Consider the following 15,250-nt stretch of genomic DNA (forward strand, 5'->3'; position numbering starts at 1 on the left):
CGTAGAGGCCGACTAGCGCCGGCACGGGCGGCTTCGCGCGCACGATGCCGCGTTTGCCTTCGAGCGATTCGAGCAGCGCGGTTTCCTCGCCGCAGACATAGGCGCCCGCCCCCTTCGCCACGAACAGTTCGAAGCGATGCGCCGCCGAGCCGAGCACGCTGTCGCCGAGCCAGCCGGCGGCGCGCGCTTTGGCGATCGCGGCTTCGAGCGTCGCGATCGAGTGCGGATATTCGCTGCGCACATAGATATAGCCGACCGTCGCGCCGGTCACGACGCCCGCGATGATCATCCCTTCGATCAGCATGTACGGGTCGCTTTCCATCACCAGGCGGTCGGAGAAGGTGCCGGAGTCACCTTCGTCCGCATTGCAGACGATGTATTTCTGCGCCGCTTTGGCGCCGCGTACCGTGCGCCATTTGATGCCGGCCGGGAACGCCGCGCCGCCGCGGCCGCGCAGGCCGGATTCGATCAGCGCTTCACAGGCGGCGTCGCCGTCGGTTTTCAAGGCTTGCTTGAGACCTTCGAGGCCGCCGTGGGCGACGTAGTCGTCGACGGAAAGCGGATCGGTGATGCCGATGCGCGCGAAGGTCAGGCGCTGCTGCTTCTTCAGATACGGGATCTCGTCGACCACGCCGACACGGCGGGCGTGATCGCCGCCTTCGATGAAACCGGCGTCGAACAGCGAGCCGACGTCAGTTTCTTCAACATTCGCATAGCCGATGCGCCCTTCAGGCGTGGCCACTTCGATGAGCGGTTCGAGCCACAACAGCCCGCGCGAACCGTTGCGAACCAGTTCGATTTCAACACCGCGGCGGGCGGCTTCGGATTCGATCGCTTGAGCCAGAGCGTCGGCGCCGAGCGCGAGCGCCGACGAATCGCAGGGAACGTAAATGCGCGTCATGCCGTGACCTCCACGCATTTGTTGGCGGCGGCGAAGAGCGCGTCGAACTTTTTCGGCGTGACTTTCGCGTGCAGCGTGCCGTTGAGCATCAGTGCCGGCGACAGCGCGCATTGGCCGAGGCAGTAGACCGATTCCAGCTCGACCGTCGCACCATCCCGATGCTCCGCATCAAAACGGCAGCCGGTATGCGCCTCGATATGCTGCGCGAGCGCCTCGGTGCCCATGCTGCGGCAAGCTTCAGCGCGGCACAGTTGCACGGTGACGGGCGCCGCGGGCTGCGTGCGGAAGTGGTGGTAGTAGGTGATGACACCGTGCACTTCCGCGCGCGACAGGTTCATGGCACGCGCGAGAGGCGCGACCGTGTCGGGCGGCACGTAGCCGAGTTCGTCCTGAATGGCGTGCAGTACCGCTAGCAGCGACATGCCCGGCTGTGCGTGACGCTGCACGAGCTGCTCCGGCGCGACGGCGATGGAATCGTCCAAGTGGGGCTCCTCCAAAGTCATATATGCACTTGCGATTCATAATGCGTGCACTTATGCTTCGTTTATTCGGTATGGGATAGCGGAACAATAGGCGGCTGAAACGCCTCGTGCAATAGGAAATAGTTGAGCATATATGATCAGGATCGAGTGCCAGGCGCAGCTGGTTGTGAAGGGTCCGGATGGCCGCGAGGCAAGCCTGTCGGACGTGGTACCGCTGCTCACGCTGGTGGACGAATCCGGCAGCATCGCGCAGGCAGCGACGCTTAAGGGTTTGTCCTACCGTCATGCGTGGGGTTTGTTGCGCAGCATCGAGGAGCGTTTGGGTGGCCCGCTGATCGCGAAGGAGCGTGGGCGCGGCTCGGTGCTGTCCGAGCTCGGGCAGGCCGTGTTGCGCGCGCAGCGTCTGTGCGGCGAACGGCTCGACGGCAACATGCAGGCGCTCGCGAGTGAAGTCGCCAGCGACCTGAACCGCTGGCTCGCGCCACCCGCCGACGACGTGCGGATCCACGCGTCACACGGTTACGCCGTGGCGGCGCTGGTGACGGCACTGGTCGCGAACGATCTGCCGGTCGATATCAAATACCGCGACAGCGCGGACGCGGTTAGCGCGCTCGCCCGTGGCGAATGCGATCTGGCTGGTTTCCACTTACCGCTAGGCGAATTTCGCGCGGCATGTGCCGATACCTATCGGCGCTGGCTCGATCCGCAGCGTCATGTGCTCGTGCATCTGACGAGGCGCAAGCAGGGCCTCTTTCTCGGCAAGGGTAATCCAAAGGGAATCGGCGGCCTGAGCGACCTTGCGCGCGACGACATTCGCTTCGTCAATCGTCAGCCCGGTTCCGGCACGCGCATGCTGCTGGATCTTGCGCTACGAAAAGTCGGGGTCGATCCGGACCGCGTCAACGGTTATGCGTCGGCGGAACTCACGCATTCGGCGATCGCGGCGTTCGTGGCAAGCGGTATGGCGGATGTGGGTTTCGGCGTCGAGCCGGCGGCGCATCACTTCGGGCTCGACTTCATTCCGATCGTCGACGAAGACTATTACTTCGCTTGCGACCGCGCCCGGCTGGAACGCATGCCGCTTGCAACGGTGATCGGCCTGCTGCGCGGCGCCGCGTTTCGGCACGGTGTCGAACAACTCGAAGGTTACGATCCGCGCGACTGCGGCAAGCTGCTCGATCTCGATGTGGGGCTTGGTCCAACTACGGTGTAAGCGACTGTAAACAAATTGGTGCCGTCGCCGCTGCGTGGGGCGTTTGTTTGGGATAATCTCTAACCTTCCGCTTACGCCTTAACCGCGCGCTGTGCCGCGCTGAATCGATATGAAAGTTCTTCTTCACGCATGTGCTGCGGCAGCAACGGCCGGTGTGCTTCTCGCCACCGTTTCGGTTGCCTTCGCACAGAATTCGCCGGGTGTCCCGGGCGGTATCTTGCAAGATCAGTTCCGTCTTGCCGAACATCCGCAGATGCCGTTTGCAGCGTCGGCGCCCTCGGACAAATACCAGTCCAACAAAAAGTCTTCCATGCGCAAGCGCGGCGATAACGGCGATCCGAACGGGTGTAATTTGCAGTGTCCTAAAGACGAATAAGCGCGCGAGTCAGCGTTTTCGTCTTCTGGTTTTGTATTCCGCTTTTGTGTTCGTTCGAAACGCCGGCATGCTGCCGGCGTTTTTCGTTTGAGGCATTTTATCAAGCCTCGCGGCTCTGGCCCCGTCGTTCAGCGGCTATCGGTTATGGCTTTGCCATGTGCCACATGTCCTTGAAGCCGTCCCCCTTCATGTCCCCCGCCTGCTTGTCGGCCGCGTAGCGATATAGCGGATGGCCTTTATAAGCCCATTGCTGTTTGCCGTCCGCGGAAGGGATTAGCGTCCAGTCGCCTGACGGCTTGTCCGACGAGCTCGCTATCGCAGCAGGCCAGTAGCTCATGCAGCCGCCGGTGCAGGCGCTCACGCCGGGCGTGGTGTCTTTGTCGAAGGTATAGAGCGTCATGCCGTCCGCGGTGACGAAGCGGCCGTCGACGATCTTCGGGGCTTCGGCAAAGGCGGTCTGTTGCAGTGCGAGGAGAGTCAGCGTGGAGAGGCATAAGAGAGTCTTGCGCATGATGTCGGCTCCTGATTTTGGTGTTGGTCTCGCGCGGAACGCGGCGTGCGGGCGCGCGTGGGGAATAAACGATTGAACGGATGCGTTTATTCCCTTGGCCTCGCGCGGCTTTGATACCCGCCAGCAAAAAGGCCCGCTCGATGAGCGGGCCTTCTGTTTTATAGATAGTCAACAAAAAACCCGCAAGCAGCAGGCCGCTTACGGGTTTTGATGATGCAGCTTCAAACGGTGTTCTGGTGGAGGCGGCGGGAATCGAACCCGCGTCCAGAAGCACTCTACGACTAGTTCTACATACTTAGTTCTGTCATTTGATTTAACCACCACGACGCGGACGAACACGCTGCGTGACGGCGATTCACTAAATTTTCGACCTTGGCGTCGTGACGCCGACAAGGCTTAACTGACGTATATGACCTCTGTCGGTATTGCTACCGGTCTTGCGACTCTAGCCCGTCAGTGAACTAGGCAGAGGACGGCGGCCCTTAGGCTGCCAGTGCGAACGTTTCGTCGTTTGCAGTTACGTTTTTCCCATTGATTAACGAGGTGACGGGTCCTCGGTATGCCCTAGCCGCTTCGCAACCCCTGTCGAAACCAGGTCGCCCCCGCGGTTCGTTGCCCAAGACCATCTGGGCCAACGCATATTTTACAATAGTTTGACGGCCACGTCCTGGATGATTGCCTTGTTGTCTTGCCGTCCAGGCGCGCTGCTGCACTGTCGCGGCGAAGCGGCAAGACGCTGCGTTGCGCGCGCTGTGTCTGCCGTGCTCGACGTATGTGCGGCGCTCAGCCGATATCGCGCAGCAGCTTCTGCAATTCAGCGGGCGACTGCACGACATGCTGCGCGTGCCATTGCGTCGGCGGAATGTCGTTGCCGCAGTAACCGTAGGCGGCCGCGATGGTCTTCATGCCGGCCGCGAAGCCCGCTTGCACATCGCGCAGGTCGTCGCCGACGTAGACGATGTGTTCCGGCACCACATCCAGCTCGCGCGCGGCGTGCAACAGGGGCGCGGGGTGCGGCTTCGAATGCGGGGTCGTGTCGCCGCTCACCACGCAGCCCGCGCGTTCTTCGAGGCCGAGTTGAGCGATCAGCGGCTCTGTGAGCCTTGCCACCTTGTTCGTCACGATGCCCCAGCGCACGCCCCGTGCGTCGAGATCGTCGAGCAATTCGGGGATGCCGGGAAACAGTGTGGTCTCGATGCACAAGTCCGCTTCATAGTTGGCGAGAAACTCCTCGCGCATCGATGCGAACTCGCGATTCTCAGGGCCGATGCCGAAGGCCCCGCCGATCAGGCCGCGTGCGCCCGCCGACGCGAGCGGCCGCAGGTCTTCGAGCGGCACCATCTTGAGGCTGCGGTCATGGCGCATTTTGTTGACGGCGGCCGCGAGATCGGGCGCGGTGTCGGCCAGTGTGCCGTCGAGGTCGAACAGCACAGCCAGGCAAAGACCGAGTGCGTCGTCATTGTCTTCGCGTTGGGGCAGGGGCGTGGGATCGCTCATTGATTGGATTGAGTCCGGCAGGTCGGGGACGGATCAGACGTCGCGGCGGCAGGCGAGCATGTAGTTCACGCTCGTGTCGGCGGACAGCGTGAACTGCTTGCTGAGCGGGTTATAAACGATACCTTTGATGTCGACAGTGCGCAGGCCGGCGGCGCGCACGAAGCTCGCCAATTCCGACGGACGGATGAAGCGCGCGTAGTCGTGCGTACCCTTGGGCAGCATCCGCGCGATATATTCGGCGCCGATTACCGCGAACAGATACGACTTCACATTGCGGTTCAGCGTGGAGAAGAACACCCAGCCGCCCGGTTTCACCAGCGTCTTGCATGCCTCGACGATGGCAGCCGGTTCGGGCACGTGCTCGAGCATTTCCATGCAGGTGACGACGTCGTAAGTGCCCGGTTCGCGTGCGGCCAGTGCTTCAGCGGCGATTTCTTCGTAACTAACGGTTACACCGCTTTCAAGGCTGTGAAGATCCGCCACGCCGAGCGCCTGGCTCGACAGGTCGATTCCCTTCACGTGCGCCCCCAATCCCGCCATCGACTCCGACAGAATGCCTCCGCCGCAGCCGATATCCAACACGGTTTTACCGGGGAGATGCGCGTGCGTGTCGATCCAGCTTAGGCGAATCGGATTGAGTTCATGCAGCGGTTTGAATTCGGCATTCGGGTCCCACCAACGATGCGCGAGGTCGCTAAATTTCTGCAGTTCGTGGGGATCGGCGTTGGTCATAGCGGAAGCTGCCTCGATGAGAGCGTTGAGCGGGCGCTCGAGGATAAACCCTGAGTATATAGGCCGAGCGACGGGGCGGCAAAATGCCGCGCGGCGGCTGGCGCGTCTTGTTCCGGCAGATCGGGCGCGTACTCGGAGGAGAAGGCGAGCGGCGCCCTGCAGCAGCGGCATAAAAAAAGCCCCGCCGAAGCGGGGCTTTGATACTGCGGTAATTTGTAGCTTACTGCTTCGAAGTACCGACAACTTCGACTTCCACGCGACGATCCGGTGCGAGGCAAGCGACGAGTTGCTTGTGGTTCTTCTGGTTGCAACCGGTCGTGACCGGGTTGCGCTTGCCCTTGCCTTCCGTATAGATACGGTTGGATTCGATGCCCTTGCTCACGAGGTACGACTTCACAGCTTGAGCACGGCGCAGCGACAGGCGGTCGTTGTACTTGTCCGAACCGATACGGTCCGTGTAACCCGTTGCAACGATGACTTCCAGGTTCAGCGAGCCGACCTTCGATGCCAGATCGTCCAGCTTTTCCTTGCCAGCCGGCTTCAGGATGGCCTTGTCGAAGTCGAACAGAGCGTCAGCTTGATACGTAATCTTTTGGCTCGTAATAGCCGGTGCAGGAGGTGCAACCGGAGCCGGCGGGGTCGGAGCCTGGGCAACCAGGGCGCCATCGCACTTAGCGTTGGCCGTTGCCGGCGTCCAGAATGCATCGCGCCAGCAAAGCTCGTTCGTGCCGTTCATCCACACGTATTCGCCGGTACCATTCACCCAGTTGTCGTTCGTAGCTTGTCGCGACGCCGGCACCGATTGCGCCATGGCGGATGCAGCCATAACTGCGGTAGCTGCAATGAACGCGAGCTTTGAAAGTTTATTCATATTTCTCCTCTCGAAATTGAGATTACCGCAGGTTTACTGCGAGCCTGTTGACGAAGACAAGTCATACATTGCTCGAAGTATAACATCGGTGTAGAACAAAAAACGTGCTGTGTAGACTTCGAGCAGTGTCTAACTCTTTGTGCGTTGGCATTTTGCCATATCGTTCCCTTCCGACGATAAAAAAATCTGCCCCCAATCAAATCGCCCTCCAATTGTGGTGCATGCGCAACAGAAGCAATCCGCTGTACGCACCGCCAGTCATGGCTGAGCGGCGGATTGGCCCATGCACAAATCGAGCCTGCCTCGTCTCGATAATGGAGCGTCCAGGCGCCGTTCCCGCTCGCCTGCTAATAGGTATACGTACCCCCGCCGGGGACGGATGCGCGGCATGTTAGAATCGCGTGATGCGTTGCGCCTGCAATGCTTACGCGAAGGCGCGGTTAAGTGACGTTAACGCCGTCGCCTTGGCACGTAAAAGATACGGATAATGGATCAATTCGCCAAAGAGACTCTGCCAATCTCCCTAGAGGAGGAAATGCGCCGTTCGTATCTCGATTACGCGATGAGCGTGATCGTGGGGCGTGCGCTTCCCGATGTTCGCGATGGCCTGAAGCCGGTGCACCGGCGCGTGCTGTACGCGATGCACGAACTGAACAACGACTGGAACCGGGCCTACAAGAAGTCGGCGCGTATTGTCGGCGACGTCATCGGTAAATATCACCCGCACGGCGACACGGCTGTCTACGACACAATTGTCCGGATGGCGCAGAATTTCTCGCTGCGCTACATGCTGGTGGACGGTCAGGGCAACTTCGGTTCGGTCGACGGCGACAACGCCGCGGCGATGCGGTACACCGAGATCCGCATGGCAAAGATCGGCCACGAGCTGCTGGCCGACATCGACAAGGAAACGGTCGATTTCACGCCGAACTACGACGGCAGCGAAAACGAACCGGCCATCCTGCCGGCGCGTATTCCCAATCTGCTGATCAATGGCTCGTCCGGTATTGCGGTCGGCATGGCGACCAATATCCCGCCGCACAATCTCAATGAGGTTGTCGACGCATGTCAGCACCTGCTGAAAAACCCGGAAGCCACGATCGACGAACTGATCGAGATCATTCCGGCGCCTGATTTCCCGACCGCCGGCATCATCTACGGCGTGGCCGGCGTGCGCGATGGTTACCGCACCGGCCGCGGCCGCGTGGTGATGCGCGCGCTCACGCACTTCGAGGAAATCGACCGCGGTCAGCGCATGTCGATCATCGTCGACGAATTGCCGTACCAGGTGAACAAGCGCTCACTTCTGGAGCGTATCGCCGAGCTGGTCAACGAGAAGAAGCTCGAAGGCATCTCCGACATCCGCGACGAATCCGACAAGAGCGGCATGCGCGTCGTGATCGAGCTCAAGCGCGGCGAAGTGCCGGAAGTCGTTCTCAACAATCTGTATAAGGCGACCCAGCTTCAGGACACCTTCGGCATGAACATGGTCGCGCTGGTCGACGGCCAGCCGAAGCTGCTGAACCTGAAGGAAATGCTGTCGTGCTTCCTGTCGCATCGCCGGGAAGTGCTGACGCGGCGCACTGTATACGAACTGCGCAAGGCGCGCGAACGCGGTCATGTACTCGAAGGTCTGGCAGTCGCGCTCGCCAACATCGACGAGTTCATCGCAATCATCAAGGCCGCACCGACGCCGCCGATCGCCAAGCAGGAATTGATGGCGCGTCCGTGGGATTCGTCGCTGGTGCGCGAAATGCTGTCGCGCGCCGAGACGGAAAATGCGTCTGCCGGTGGCCGTGAGGCTTATCGTCCGGAGGGTTTGAACCCGTCCTTCGGCATGCAGTCCGACGGCCTCTACCGCTTGTCCGACACCCAGGCTCAGGAAATCTTGCAGATGCGTCTGCAACGCCTGACCGGTCTGGAGCAGGACAAGATCATCGGCGAGTACCGCGAAGTGATGGCGCAAATCGCCGACCTGCTGGACATTCTGGCTCGCCCGGAACGCATTACTGCGATCATCGTCGGCGAACTCACGTCGATCAAAGCCGAATTCGGCGACGCGCGCCGCTCGAAGATCGAGCTGAACGCAACCGAGCTGAACACCGAAGACCTGATCACGCCGCAAGAGATGGTCGTGACCATGTCGCATGCCGGTTATGTGAAATCGCAGCCGTTGTCCGAATATAGTGCGCAGAAGCGGGGTGGTCGCGGCAAACAGGCCACGGCGATGAAAGAAGACGACTGGATCGACACGCTGTTCATCGCGAACACGCACGATCACATTCTGTGCTTCTCGAATCGTGGTCGCGTCTACAGCGTGAAGGTCTACGAAGTGCCGCAAGGTTCGCGGAACTCACGCGGCCGTCCGATCGTAAATATCTTCCCGCTTCAGGATGGCGAGAAGATTACGGTTGTCTTGCCGGTAAAGGAATTCTCGGCTGACAAATTCGTCTTTATGGGCACCGCGTTAGGAACTGTAAAAAAGACGCCGTTGGAAGCCTTCAGCCGCGTGTTGCGCAAGGGTATTATTGCGGTCGGTCTGGATGACGGCGACTACCTGATCGGCGCCGCCATCACGGACGGCCAGCATGACGTGATGCTGTTCTCGGATTCCGGCAAGGCAGTGCGTTTCGACGAGAACGACGTTCGTCCGATGGGCCGTGAAGCACGTGGTGTGCGCGGCATGCAACTCGAAGACGGCCAGAGCGTGATCGCGTTGCTGGTGGCCGGCGACGAGCAGCAGTCGGTACTGACTGCAACCGAAAACGGCTATGGCAAGCGCACGCCGATCACCGAGTACACTCGTCACGGGCGCGGTACGAAGGGGATGATCGCGATCCAGACGTCGGAGCGTAACGGCAAGGTCGTTGCCGCCACGCTGGTGGATCAGGAAGCGCAGATCATGCTGATCACCAATACGGGCGTGCTGATTCGCACCCGCGTATCGGAAATTCGGGAAATGGGGCGCGCAACCCAAGGTGTTACACTCATCAGCCTTGACGACGGGACCAAGCTTTCAGGTCTGCAACAGGTTGCTGAGGCGGAAACGGATCCAGATGTGGAAGGCGACACCGAAGGTCCTGCCGAAGGCGACAACGGCAGTGAAGACGGTGGTGCGGCCTGATCTGCATCGGCAGCTTTCAGTCTCAGTTATTGGTTGAAAGCTGCGCAGGGAACAATGGCGTGTCGGGCCGATACGCATCCCGCGCAGCTCGCAGTTCAAGTTAATTTCTCTTAGGGAGTAATGATGCAAAAACGATTCAAACAACTGATGTTGCTGGCTGCTCTCGTGCCGACCTTCGCTATGGCTCAAGCTCTGCAGAGCTCGGCTCCGGCGGCTCCGGCTGCTGCCGCTGCACCGGTTGATCCGGCCAAGCAGGCTGCAATCAAGGACCTGCTGGACGCAATCGACGCACAGAAGCTCGTTGGCGCAATCGGCAACAGCGCACAGATGCAAGCCAAGCAGCTGGTTCCGGCTATCCTGTCGGACGCCCTGAGCGAAAACAAGACGATGACGGACAAGCAGAAGCAGGCTTCCGTCCCGGCGCTGCAAAAGAACGCCGTGCCGAAGCTGGTTGACGGCGCAGGCCAGGTATTCGCAACGGACAGCTTCCGTCAGGACGCAATGCAAGCTCAGTACGACGCTTACGCGAAGTACTACAGCACGTCGGAAATCAAGGATCTGACCGCGTTCTACAAGAGCCCGACCGGCCGCAAGTTCATCCAGGTGCAAGACCAGGTTGGCCGCGACGTCGTGAATGGCTTGATGCAAAAGTACATGCCGCAATCGATCAAGGCAACGCGCGACCAGGCTGACAAGGAAGTCGCTTCGGTCAAGCCGGCTAAGTAAATCGGCTAAATAAGTTGGCTAAATAAGCCAGCTAATTAAGCCCAAAGGTCGAAAGGCTGCGCTGACATCGCGCCAGCCGCCGCCAGGCAAGCTATACGGCGTGCTGAGCGGCGTGCCGGGTTTGGCGGGTTGGCGGTGACAATGCGATAATGGCCGTTTGCGCACACGCGCAGACGGCCATTTTCTTTTTTGGCGCGAAAATGTTGCCAAATGCGCGTTGCCAAATACGAGTTGTCAAGCACGCGTCGTTAAACTCGCGTTGTCGAGTTCGCGGCGCTAACTTTGCAGCGGCTGCCGATGCAGCGGCTGCCTTCGCGGCTGCCAGCTTCGCCGATTTTTGCGCGATCTGTTCGTTTTTTGCGCCAGCTTCCAGGATCTCACGATGCGCGTCTTTAATTTCTCCGCCGGCCCAGCGGCCATGCCCGAAGCAGTGCTGCGTCAAGCAGCCGACGAGATGCTCGATTGGCAGGGCAGTGGCATGAGCGTGATGGAAATGAGCCATCGCGGCAAAGAATTCATGTCGATCCATGAGGAAGCGCTCGTCGATCTGCGCGAGTTGCTCGAGGTGCCCGCCAGCCATCGCATCCTGTTCCTGCAAGGCGGCGGCCTGGGCGAAAACGCGATCGTACCGATGAATCTGATGGGCGCGAAAGCGCGCGCGGATTTTGTCGTGACGGGTTCGTGGTCGCAGAAGTCGTTCAAGGAAGCGCAAAAGTACGGCACGGTGCATCTGGCGGCGAGCGGTCAGACGGCCGAAGGCTTCACGCGCGCGCCGGCACGCTCGGAATGGCAACTGTCGGACGATCCGGCGTACGTGCATCTGTGCACCAACGAGACGATTCACGGCGTCGAGACGTTCGAGATTCCCGACCTCGGCGATATTCCGCTGGTGGCGGACGCCTCGTCGCACATCCTGTCGCGCCCGATGGACATCGCCAAATACGGCGTGCTGTTCGGTGGCGCGCAGAAGAACATCGGCATGGCGGGTGTCACGGTCGTGATCGTGCGCGAAGACATGCTGGACCGCGCGCAAGCGATCTGCCCGTCGGCGTTCGAGTGGAGAACCGTCGCCGAGAACAATTCGATGTACAACACGCCGCCCACGTACGCGATTTACATCGCGGGGCTGGTGTTCAAGTGGTTGAAGAAGCAGGGTGGCCTTGCCATGATGGAAGCGCGTAATCTCGAAAAATCGAAGCTGTTGTACGACGCGATCGATTCGAGCAGCTTCTATCTGAACAAGGTCGAGCGTGGCTCGCGCTCGCGGATGAACGTACCGTTTTTCCTCGCCGACGAGTCGCGCAACGAAGATTTCCTGGCCGGCGCGAAAGCGCGGGGAATGGTGCAGCTAAAGGGCCACAAGTCCGTCGGCGGCATGCGGGCGTCGATTTATAACGCCGTCCCGCTCGAAGGCGTCAAAGCGCTTGTCGAATACATGAAGGAATTCGAACAGCGCAGCGCCTGAATCTGTCAGACATTCAGGCACGCGTATCCTTTCCAGCAGTTACCCGGCAGGGCCGTTTTCACGCATGGACGACGAACTCAATACCCGACTCAAGCCCCTTCGCGAACGCATCGACGCGCTCGACGCGCAGTTGATCGCGCTTCTCAATCAGCGCGCCGCGGTGGCGCTCGAAGTGGGCGAGGTGAAGAAGCATTTCAACGCGCCGGTGTTCCGCCCCGAGCGCGAGCAGCAGGTGATTGCGCGCCTGCAGGATATGAGCGATGGCCCGCTGGCCAGCGAGCATATCAGCGCGATCTGGCGCGAGATCATGGCCGCGAGCCGCGCGCTCGAAAAGAGCATTAAGGCCGCGTATCTAGGCCCGGTCGGTACTTATAGCGAACAGGCAATGCACGAGTACTTCGGTCAGTCGATCGAAGGTCTGCCGTGCCCGTCGATCGACGAAGTATTTCGCTCGGTCGAAGCCGGCGCAGCCGAATTTGGCGTTGTGCCGGTCGAGAATTCGACCGAAGGCGCGGTGTCGCGCACGCTCGATCTGCTGCTGCAAACCCAGCTCACGATCGGCGGCGAACTGGCCTTGCCGATCCACCACAATCTGTTGACGCTGAGCGGCGGCCTCACCGGCGTGACACGCGTATGCGCGCATGCGCAGGCGCTCGCGCAGTGCCAGGGCTGGCTCGCGACCAACGCGCCGCACCTCGAGCGTCAGGCTGTGTCGAGCAATGCCGAAGCCGCGCGCATGGCGGCGGACGATCCAACGGTCGCCGCGATCGCCGGCGATCGCGCCGCAACGCATTACGGTCTGCAGGTCGCGTACGCCCTCATCCAGGACGATCCGCACAACCGCACGCGTTTCGTGATGATCGGCAAGGAGCGCACCGGCGTCAGCGGGCGCGATCAGACGTCGTTGATCACTTCAGTGGCGAACGAGCCGGGCGCCCTGTTCAAATTGCTCGAGCCGTTGGCCCGCCATAGTGTATCCATGACCCGTTTCGAGTCGCGCCCGGCGCGCGTCGGCACGTGGGAGTACTACTTCTACATCGACGTCGAAGGCCATCGCGATGAGCCGGCGGTTGCCGCCGCACTCACCGAACTCGGTCAGAAGGCCGCGTTCCTGAAGATACTCGGCTCGTATCCGCGTGCTCGTTGATGTCGGCCCAGGCGCGCGCACGTCGCCTGGGCGCGCCTGTCGCAGGTTCACTTACTACTAATTAGTCGTTCGGAGATTTTCATGACAACGTCCTTCGGTCCTTCATATGTGCGCGCGATCGCGCCTTACATCGCCGGCAAGCCGATTTCGGAAGTGGCCCGCGAGTTTGGCCTCGACGAAGCGACCATCGTGAAGCTCGCGTCGAACGAAAATCCCCTCGGCATGCCGGAATCGGCGCAACGCGCCATGGCGCAAGCGGCCAGCGAACTCGGCCGCTATCCGGACGCGAATGCATTCGAACTGAAGGCAGCGCTGAGTGAGCGCTACGGCGTGCCGGCCGACTGGGTCACGCTCGGCAACGGCAGCAACGACATTCTCGAAATTGCCGCGCATGCGTTCGTCGAGAGGGGCCAGTCGATCGTCTACGCGCAATACTCGTTCGCGGTCTACGCGCTCGCCACGCAAGGCGTGGGTGCGCGTGCGATCGTCGTACCTGCAGTCAAGTACGGCCACGACCTCGACGCGATGCTCGCCGCGATCACTGACGACACCCGTCTGATCTTCGTCGCGAACCCGAACAACCCGACCGGCACGTTCATCGAAGGCGCGAAGCTCGAAGCGTTTCTCGGCAAGGTGCCGCGTCACGTGGTCGTCGTGCTCGACGAGGCGTACACGGAGTATCTGCCGGAAGAAAAGCGCTACGACTCGATCGCGTGGGTGCGCCGTTATCCGAATCTGCTGGTGTCGCGCACGTTCTCGAAGGCGTTTGGTCTCGCGGGCTTGCGTGTCGGCTTCGCCATTGCGCAGCCTGAGTTGACCGATCTGCTGAACCGCCTGCGTCAGCCGTTCAACGTGAACACGCTGGCGCAAGCCGCGGCGATCGCAGCGCTGAACGACAAGGCGTTTCTGGAAAAGAGCGCGGCCTTGAATGCGCAAGGCTATCGCCTCCTGACGGAAGCGTTCGATAAACTCGGCCTGGAGTACGTGCCGTCGGACGGCAACTTCGTGTTAGTGCGCGTCGGCAACGATGATGCAGCGGGCAACCGCGTCAACCTCGAGTTGCTGAAGCAGGGCGTGATCGTTCGCCCGGTTGGCAACTACGGTTTGCCGCAATGGCTGCGCATCACGATCGGCCTGCCGGAAGAAAACGAGGCGTTCCTCGTGGCGCTCGAAAAGACGCTCGCTACCGCGTAAGCGGTTGACCTTGACCCGCGCGCCTCACTTTACGAAAGGCGCGCTTTTTCTGTGACCGACGTGGCCGCGTTCTCTTTTAACAAACTGGTGATTTTCGGTGTCGGCCTGATCGGCGGATCGCTCGCTCGCGCGTTGCGCGAGCGGGGTGAGGCGGCAGGCGCTCGCACGGTGATCGGTGTCGGGCGTTCGTCCGCGTCGACGGCGCGCGCGCTGGAGTTGGGTGTGATCGACGAATCCGCGGCATTGAACGACGACGCCGCGTTGCGTGCTGCGTTGTCCGGCGCGGATATCGTGTTGCTTGCCGCGCCCGTCGCGCAGACACAACCGCTGCTCGAACGCATTGCGCCGTTTCTTGACGCAAGCACGATCGTCACCGATGCCGGCAGCACCAAGTCCGACGTGGTTGCGTCCGCGCGCGCGGCGCTCGGCGCGCGCATCGGCCAGTTCGTGCCGGGACATCCGATTGCCGGCCGTGAGGCGAGCGGCCCGGATGCGGCGTTGCCCGATCTGTACGTGAATCGCAATGTCGTGTTGTGCCCGCTGCGGGAAAACGCGCCGGAAGCGGTCGAGCGCGTTGCCGCGATGTGGCGCGCTACGGGCGCTTGCGTGCGGGACATGACGCCCGAGCAACATGACCGCGTGCTCGCATCGGTCAGCCATTTGCCGCACGTTTTGTCTTTCGCGCTGGTCGAGCAGATTCTCAACTCGCCCGACGCCGCGCTGAAATTCTCATTCGCCGCCGGCGGTTTCCGCGACTTCACACGCATCGCTGCGTCGAGCCCGGAAATGTGGCGTGACGTGTGCGTGGCGAATCGCGCAGCGCTGCTCGACGAACTCGATGCGTACACGGCGGTGCTCGCACGCCTGCGCGCGGCGATCGAAGCCGCCGACGGCGCCGCGCTTGAAGCCGTGTTCGCGCGCTCGCGCGTCGCGCGCAGCGAATGGCAGGAACAGCGCACTGCCGGGACCACCCTCGGCGACGCCTCGAAATAACCGGAACTGGACTCAATC

At 61.3% G+C, this 15,250-nt stretch carries 14 protein-coding genes, 1 other RNA gene and 1 pseudogene; 8 read left to right on the forward strand and 8 right to left on the reverse strand.

Annotated elements, in window-relative coordinates; genetic code table 11:
- Together GNZ13_RS41730 and GNZ13_RS41735 are read right to left on the reverse strand one after the other, a co-directional pair.
- A pseudogene (locus tag GNZ13_RS41730) lies at positions 1–901 on the reverse strand (formate dehydrogenase); the annotation flags it as partial.
- A complete protein-coding gene (locus GNZ13_RS41735) occupies positions 898–1,383 on the reverse strand; it encodes an NAD(P)H-dependent oxidoreductase subunit E (protein ID WP_172176192.1) in 486 nt (161 codons plus the stop codon). The gene GNZ13_RS41735 and the pseudogene GNZ13_RS41730, both read right to left, overlap by 4 nt.
- A gap of 133 nt (positions 1,384–1,516) precedes the next feature.
- On the opposite strand from GNZ13_RS41735, the gene GNZ13_RS41740 reads away from it, so the two are divergent.
- Together GNZ13_RS41740 and GNZ13_RS41745 are read left to right on the forward strand one after the other, a co-directional pair.
- Positions 1,517–2,596, forward strand: a complete 1,080-nt coding sequence (locus tag GNZ13_RS41740) for a substrate-binding domain-containing protein (RefSeq protein ID WP_172176194.1) — start codon at positions 1,517–1,519, stop codon at positions 2,594–2,596.
- A 109-nt stretch (positions 2,597–2,705) separates the two neighbouring features.
- Positions 2,706–2,972 carry a hypothetical protein gene (locus tag GNZ13_RS41745; protein ID WP_172176196.1) on the forward strand — a complete coding sequence of 89 codons (267 nt, stop codon included), beginning with the start codon at positions 2,706–2,708 and terminating at the stop codon, positions 2,970–2,972.
- 142 nt (positions 2,973–3,114) lie between these two features.
- On the opposite strand, the gene GNZ13_RS41750 is transcribed toward GNZ13_RS41745, so the two are convergent.
- From GNZ13_RS41750 to ompA, 5 genes are all read right to left on the reverse strand, one after another.
- Positions 3,115–3,483 (reverse strand): COG4315 family predicted lipoprotein, encoded by a 369-nt coding sequence (locus GNZ13_RS41750; protein ID WP_172176198.1) that lies wholly within the window; start codon positions 3,481–3,483, stop codon positions 3,115–3,117.
- A gap of 234 nt (positions 3,484–3,717) precedes the next feature.
- Positions 3,718–4,087, reverse strand: a transfer-messenger RNA (tmRNA) gene (gene ssrA, locus GNZ13_RS41755).
- 179 nt (positions 4,088–4,266) lie between these two features.
- Positions 4,267–4,980, reverse strand: a complete 714-nt coding sequence (locus tag GNZ13_RS41760) for an HAD family hydrolase (protein ID WP_172176200.1) — start codon at positions 4,978–4,980, stop codon at positions 4,267–4,269.
- A 33-nt stretch (positions 4,981–5,013) separates the two neighbouring features.
- Positions 5,014–5,712: a bifunctional 2-polyprenyl-6-hydroxyphenol methylase/3-demethylubiquinol 3-O-methyltransferase UbiG gene (gene ubiG / locus GNZ13_RS41765; RefSeq protein WP_172176202.1), complete on the reverse strand. Its 699-nt coding sequence runs from the start codon at positions 5,710–5,712 to the stop codon at positions 5,014–5,016.
- Between the two features lie 220 nt (positions 5,713–5,932).
- Positions 5,933–6,583 (reverse strand): outer membrane protein OmpA, encoded by a 651-nt coding sequence (gene ompA, locus GNZ13_RS41770; protein ID WP_097390093.1) that lies wholly within the window; start codon positions 6,581–6,583, stop codon positions 5,933–5,935.
- Positions 6,584–7,070: 487 nt separating this feature from the next.
- Between ompA and gyrA the strand changes: the two genes are divergently transcribed.
- Together gyrA and GNZ13_RS41780 are read left to right on the forward strand one after the other, a co-directional pair.
- Positions 7,071–9,707 (forward strand): DNA gyrase subunit A, encoded by a 2,637-nt coding sequence (gyrA, locus tag GNZ13_RS41775; protein WP_172176204.1) that lies wholly within the window; start codon positions 7,071–7,073, stop codon positions 9,705–9,707.
- 123 nt (positions 9,708–9,830) lie between these two features.
- The gene (locus tag GNZ13_RS41780; protein ID WP_172176206.1) at positions 9,831–10,433 is read left to right on the forward strand and encodes a DUF2059 domain-containing protein; all 603 of its coding nucleotides are present in this window, start codon (positions 9,831–9,833) and stop codon (positions 10,431–10,433) included.
- Positions 10,434–10,524: 91 nt separating this feature from the next.
- Here the strand turns inward: GNZ13_RS41780 and GNZ13_RS53080 are convergent, their stop codons facing one another.
- The gene (locus GNZ13_RS53080) at positions 10,525–10,962 is read right to left on the reverse strand and encodes a hypothetical protein (protein WP_236002424.1); all 438 of its coding nucleotides are present in this window, start codon (positions 10,960–10,962) and stop codon (positions 10,525–10,527) included.
- Between GNZ13_RS53080 and serC the strand changes: the two genes are divergently transcribed.
- The 4 genes from serC (at position 10,852) to GNZ13_RS41800 (ending at position 15,232) form a co-directional block, all read left to right on the forward strand.
- Positions 10,852–11,898 carry a 3-phosphoserine/phosphohydroxythreonine transaminase gene (serC, locus tag GNZ13_RS41785; protein WP_236002423.1) on the forward strand — a complete coding sequence of 349 codons (1,047 nt, stop codon included), beginning with the start codon at positions 10,852–10,854 and terminating at the stop codon, positions 11,896–11,898. The genes GNZ13_RS53080 and serC overlap by 111 nt on opposite strands.
- A 64-nt stretch (positions 11,899–11,962) precedes the next feature.
- On the forward strand, positions 11,963–13,045 hold the full coding sequence (gene pheA / locus GNZ13_RS41790) for a prephenate dehydratase (RefSeq protein WP_172176210.1): 1,083 nt from the start codon (positions 11,963–11,965) through the stop codon (positions 13,043–13,045).
- A gap of 81 nt (positions 13,046–13,126) precedes the next feature.
- Entirely contained in the window at positions 13,127–14,239 is a 1,113-nt protein-coding gene (gene hisC, locus GNZ13_RS41795; protein WP_172176212.1) for a histidinol-phosphate transaminase, read from the forward strand.
- 51 nt (positions 14,240–14,290) lie between these two features.
- Positions 14,291–15,232 carry a prephenate dehydrogenase gene (locus GNZ13_RS41800; protein ID WP_172176214.1) on the forward strand — a complete coding sequence of 314 codons (942 nt, stop codon included), beginning with the start codon at positions 14,291–14,293 and terminating at the stop codon, positions 15,230–15,232.
- The last annotated feature ends 18 nt before the right edge of the window (positions 15,233–15,250 follow it).

Origin of the sequence: Paraburkholderia elongata, assembly GCF_013177735.1 — a bacterium.
Classification (GTDB): Bacteria; Pseudomonadota; Gammaproteobacteria; order Burkholderiales; family Burkholderiaceae; genus Paraburkholderia; species Paraburkholderia elongata.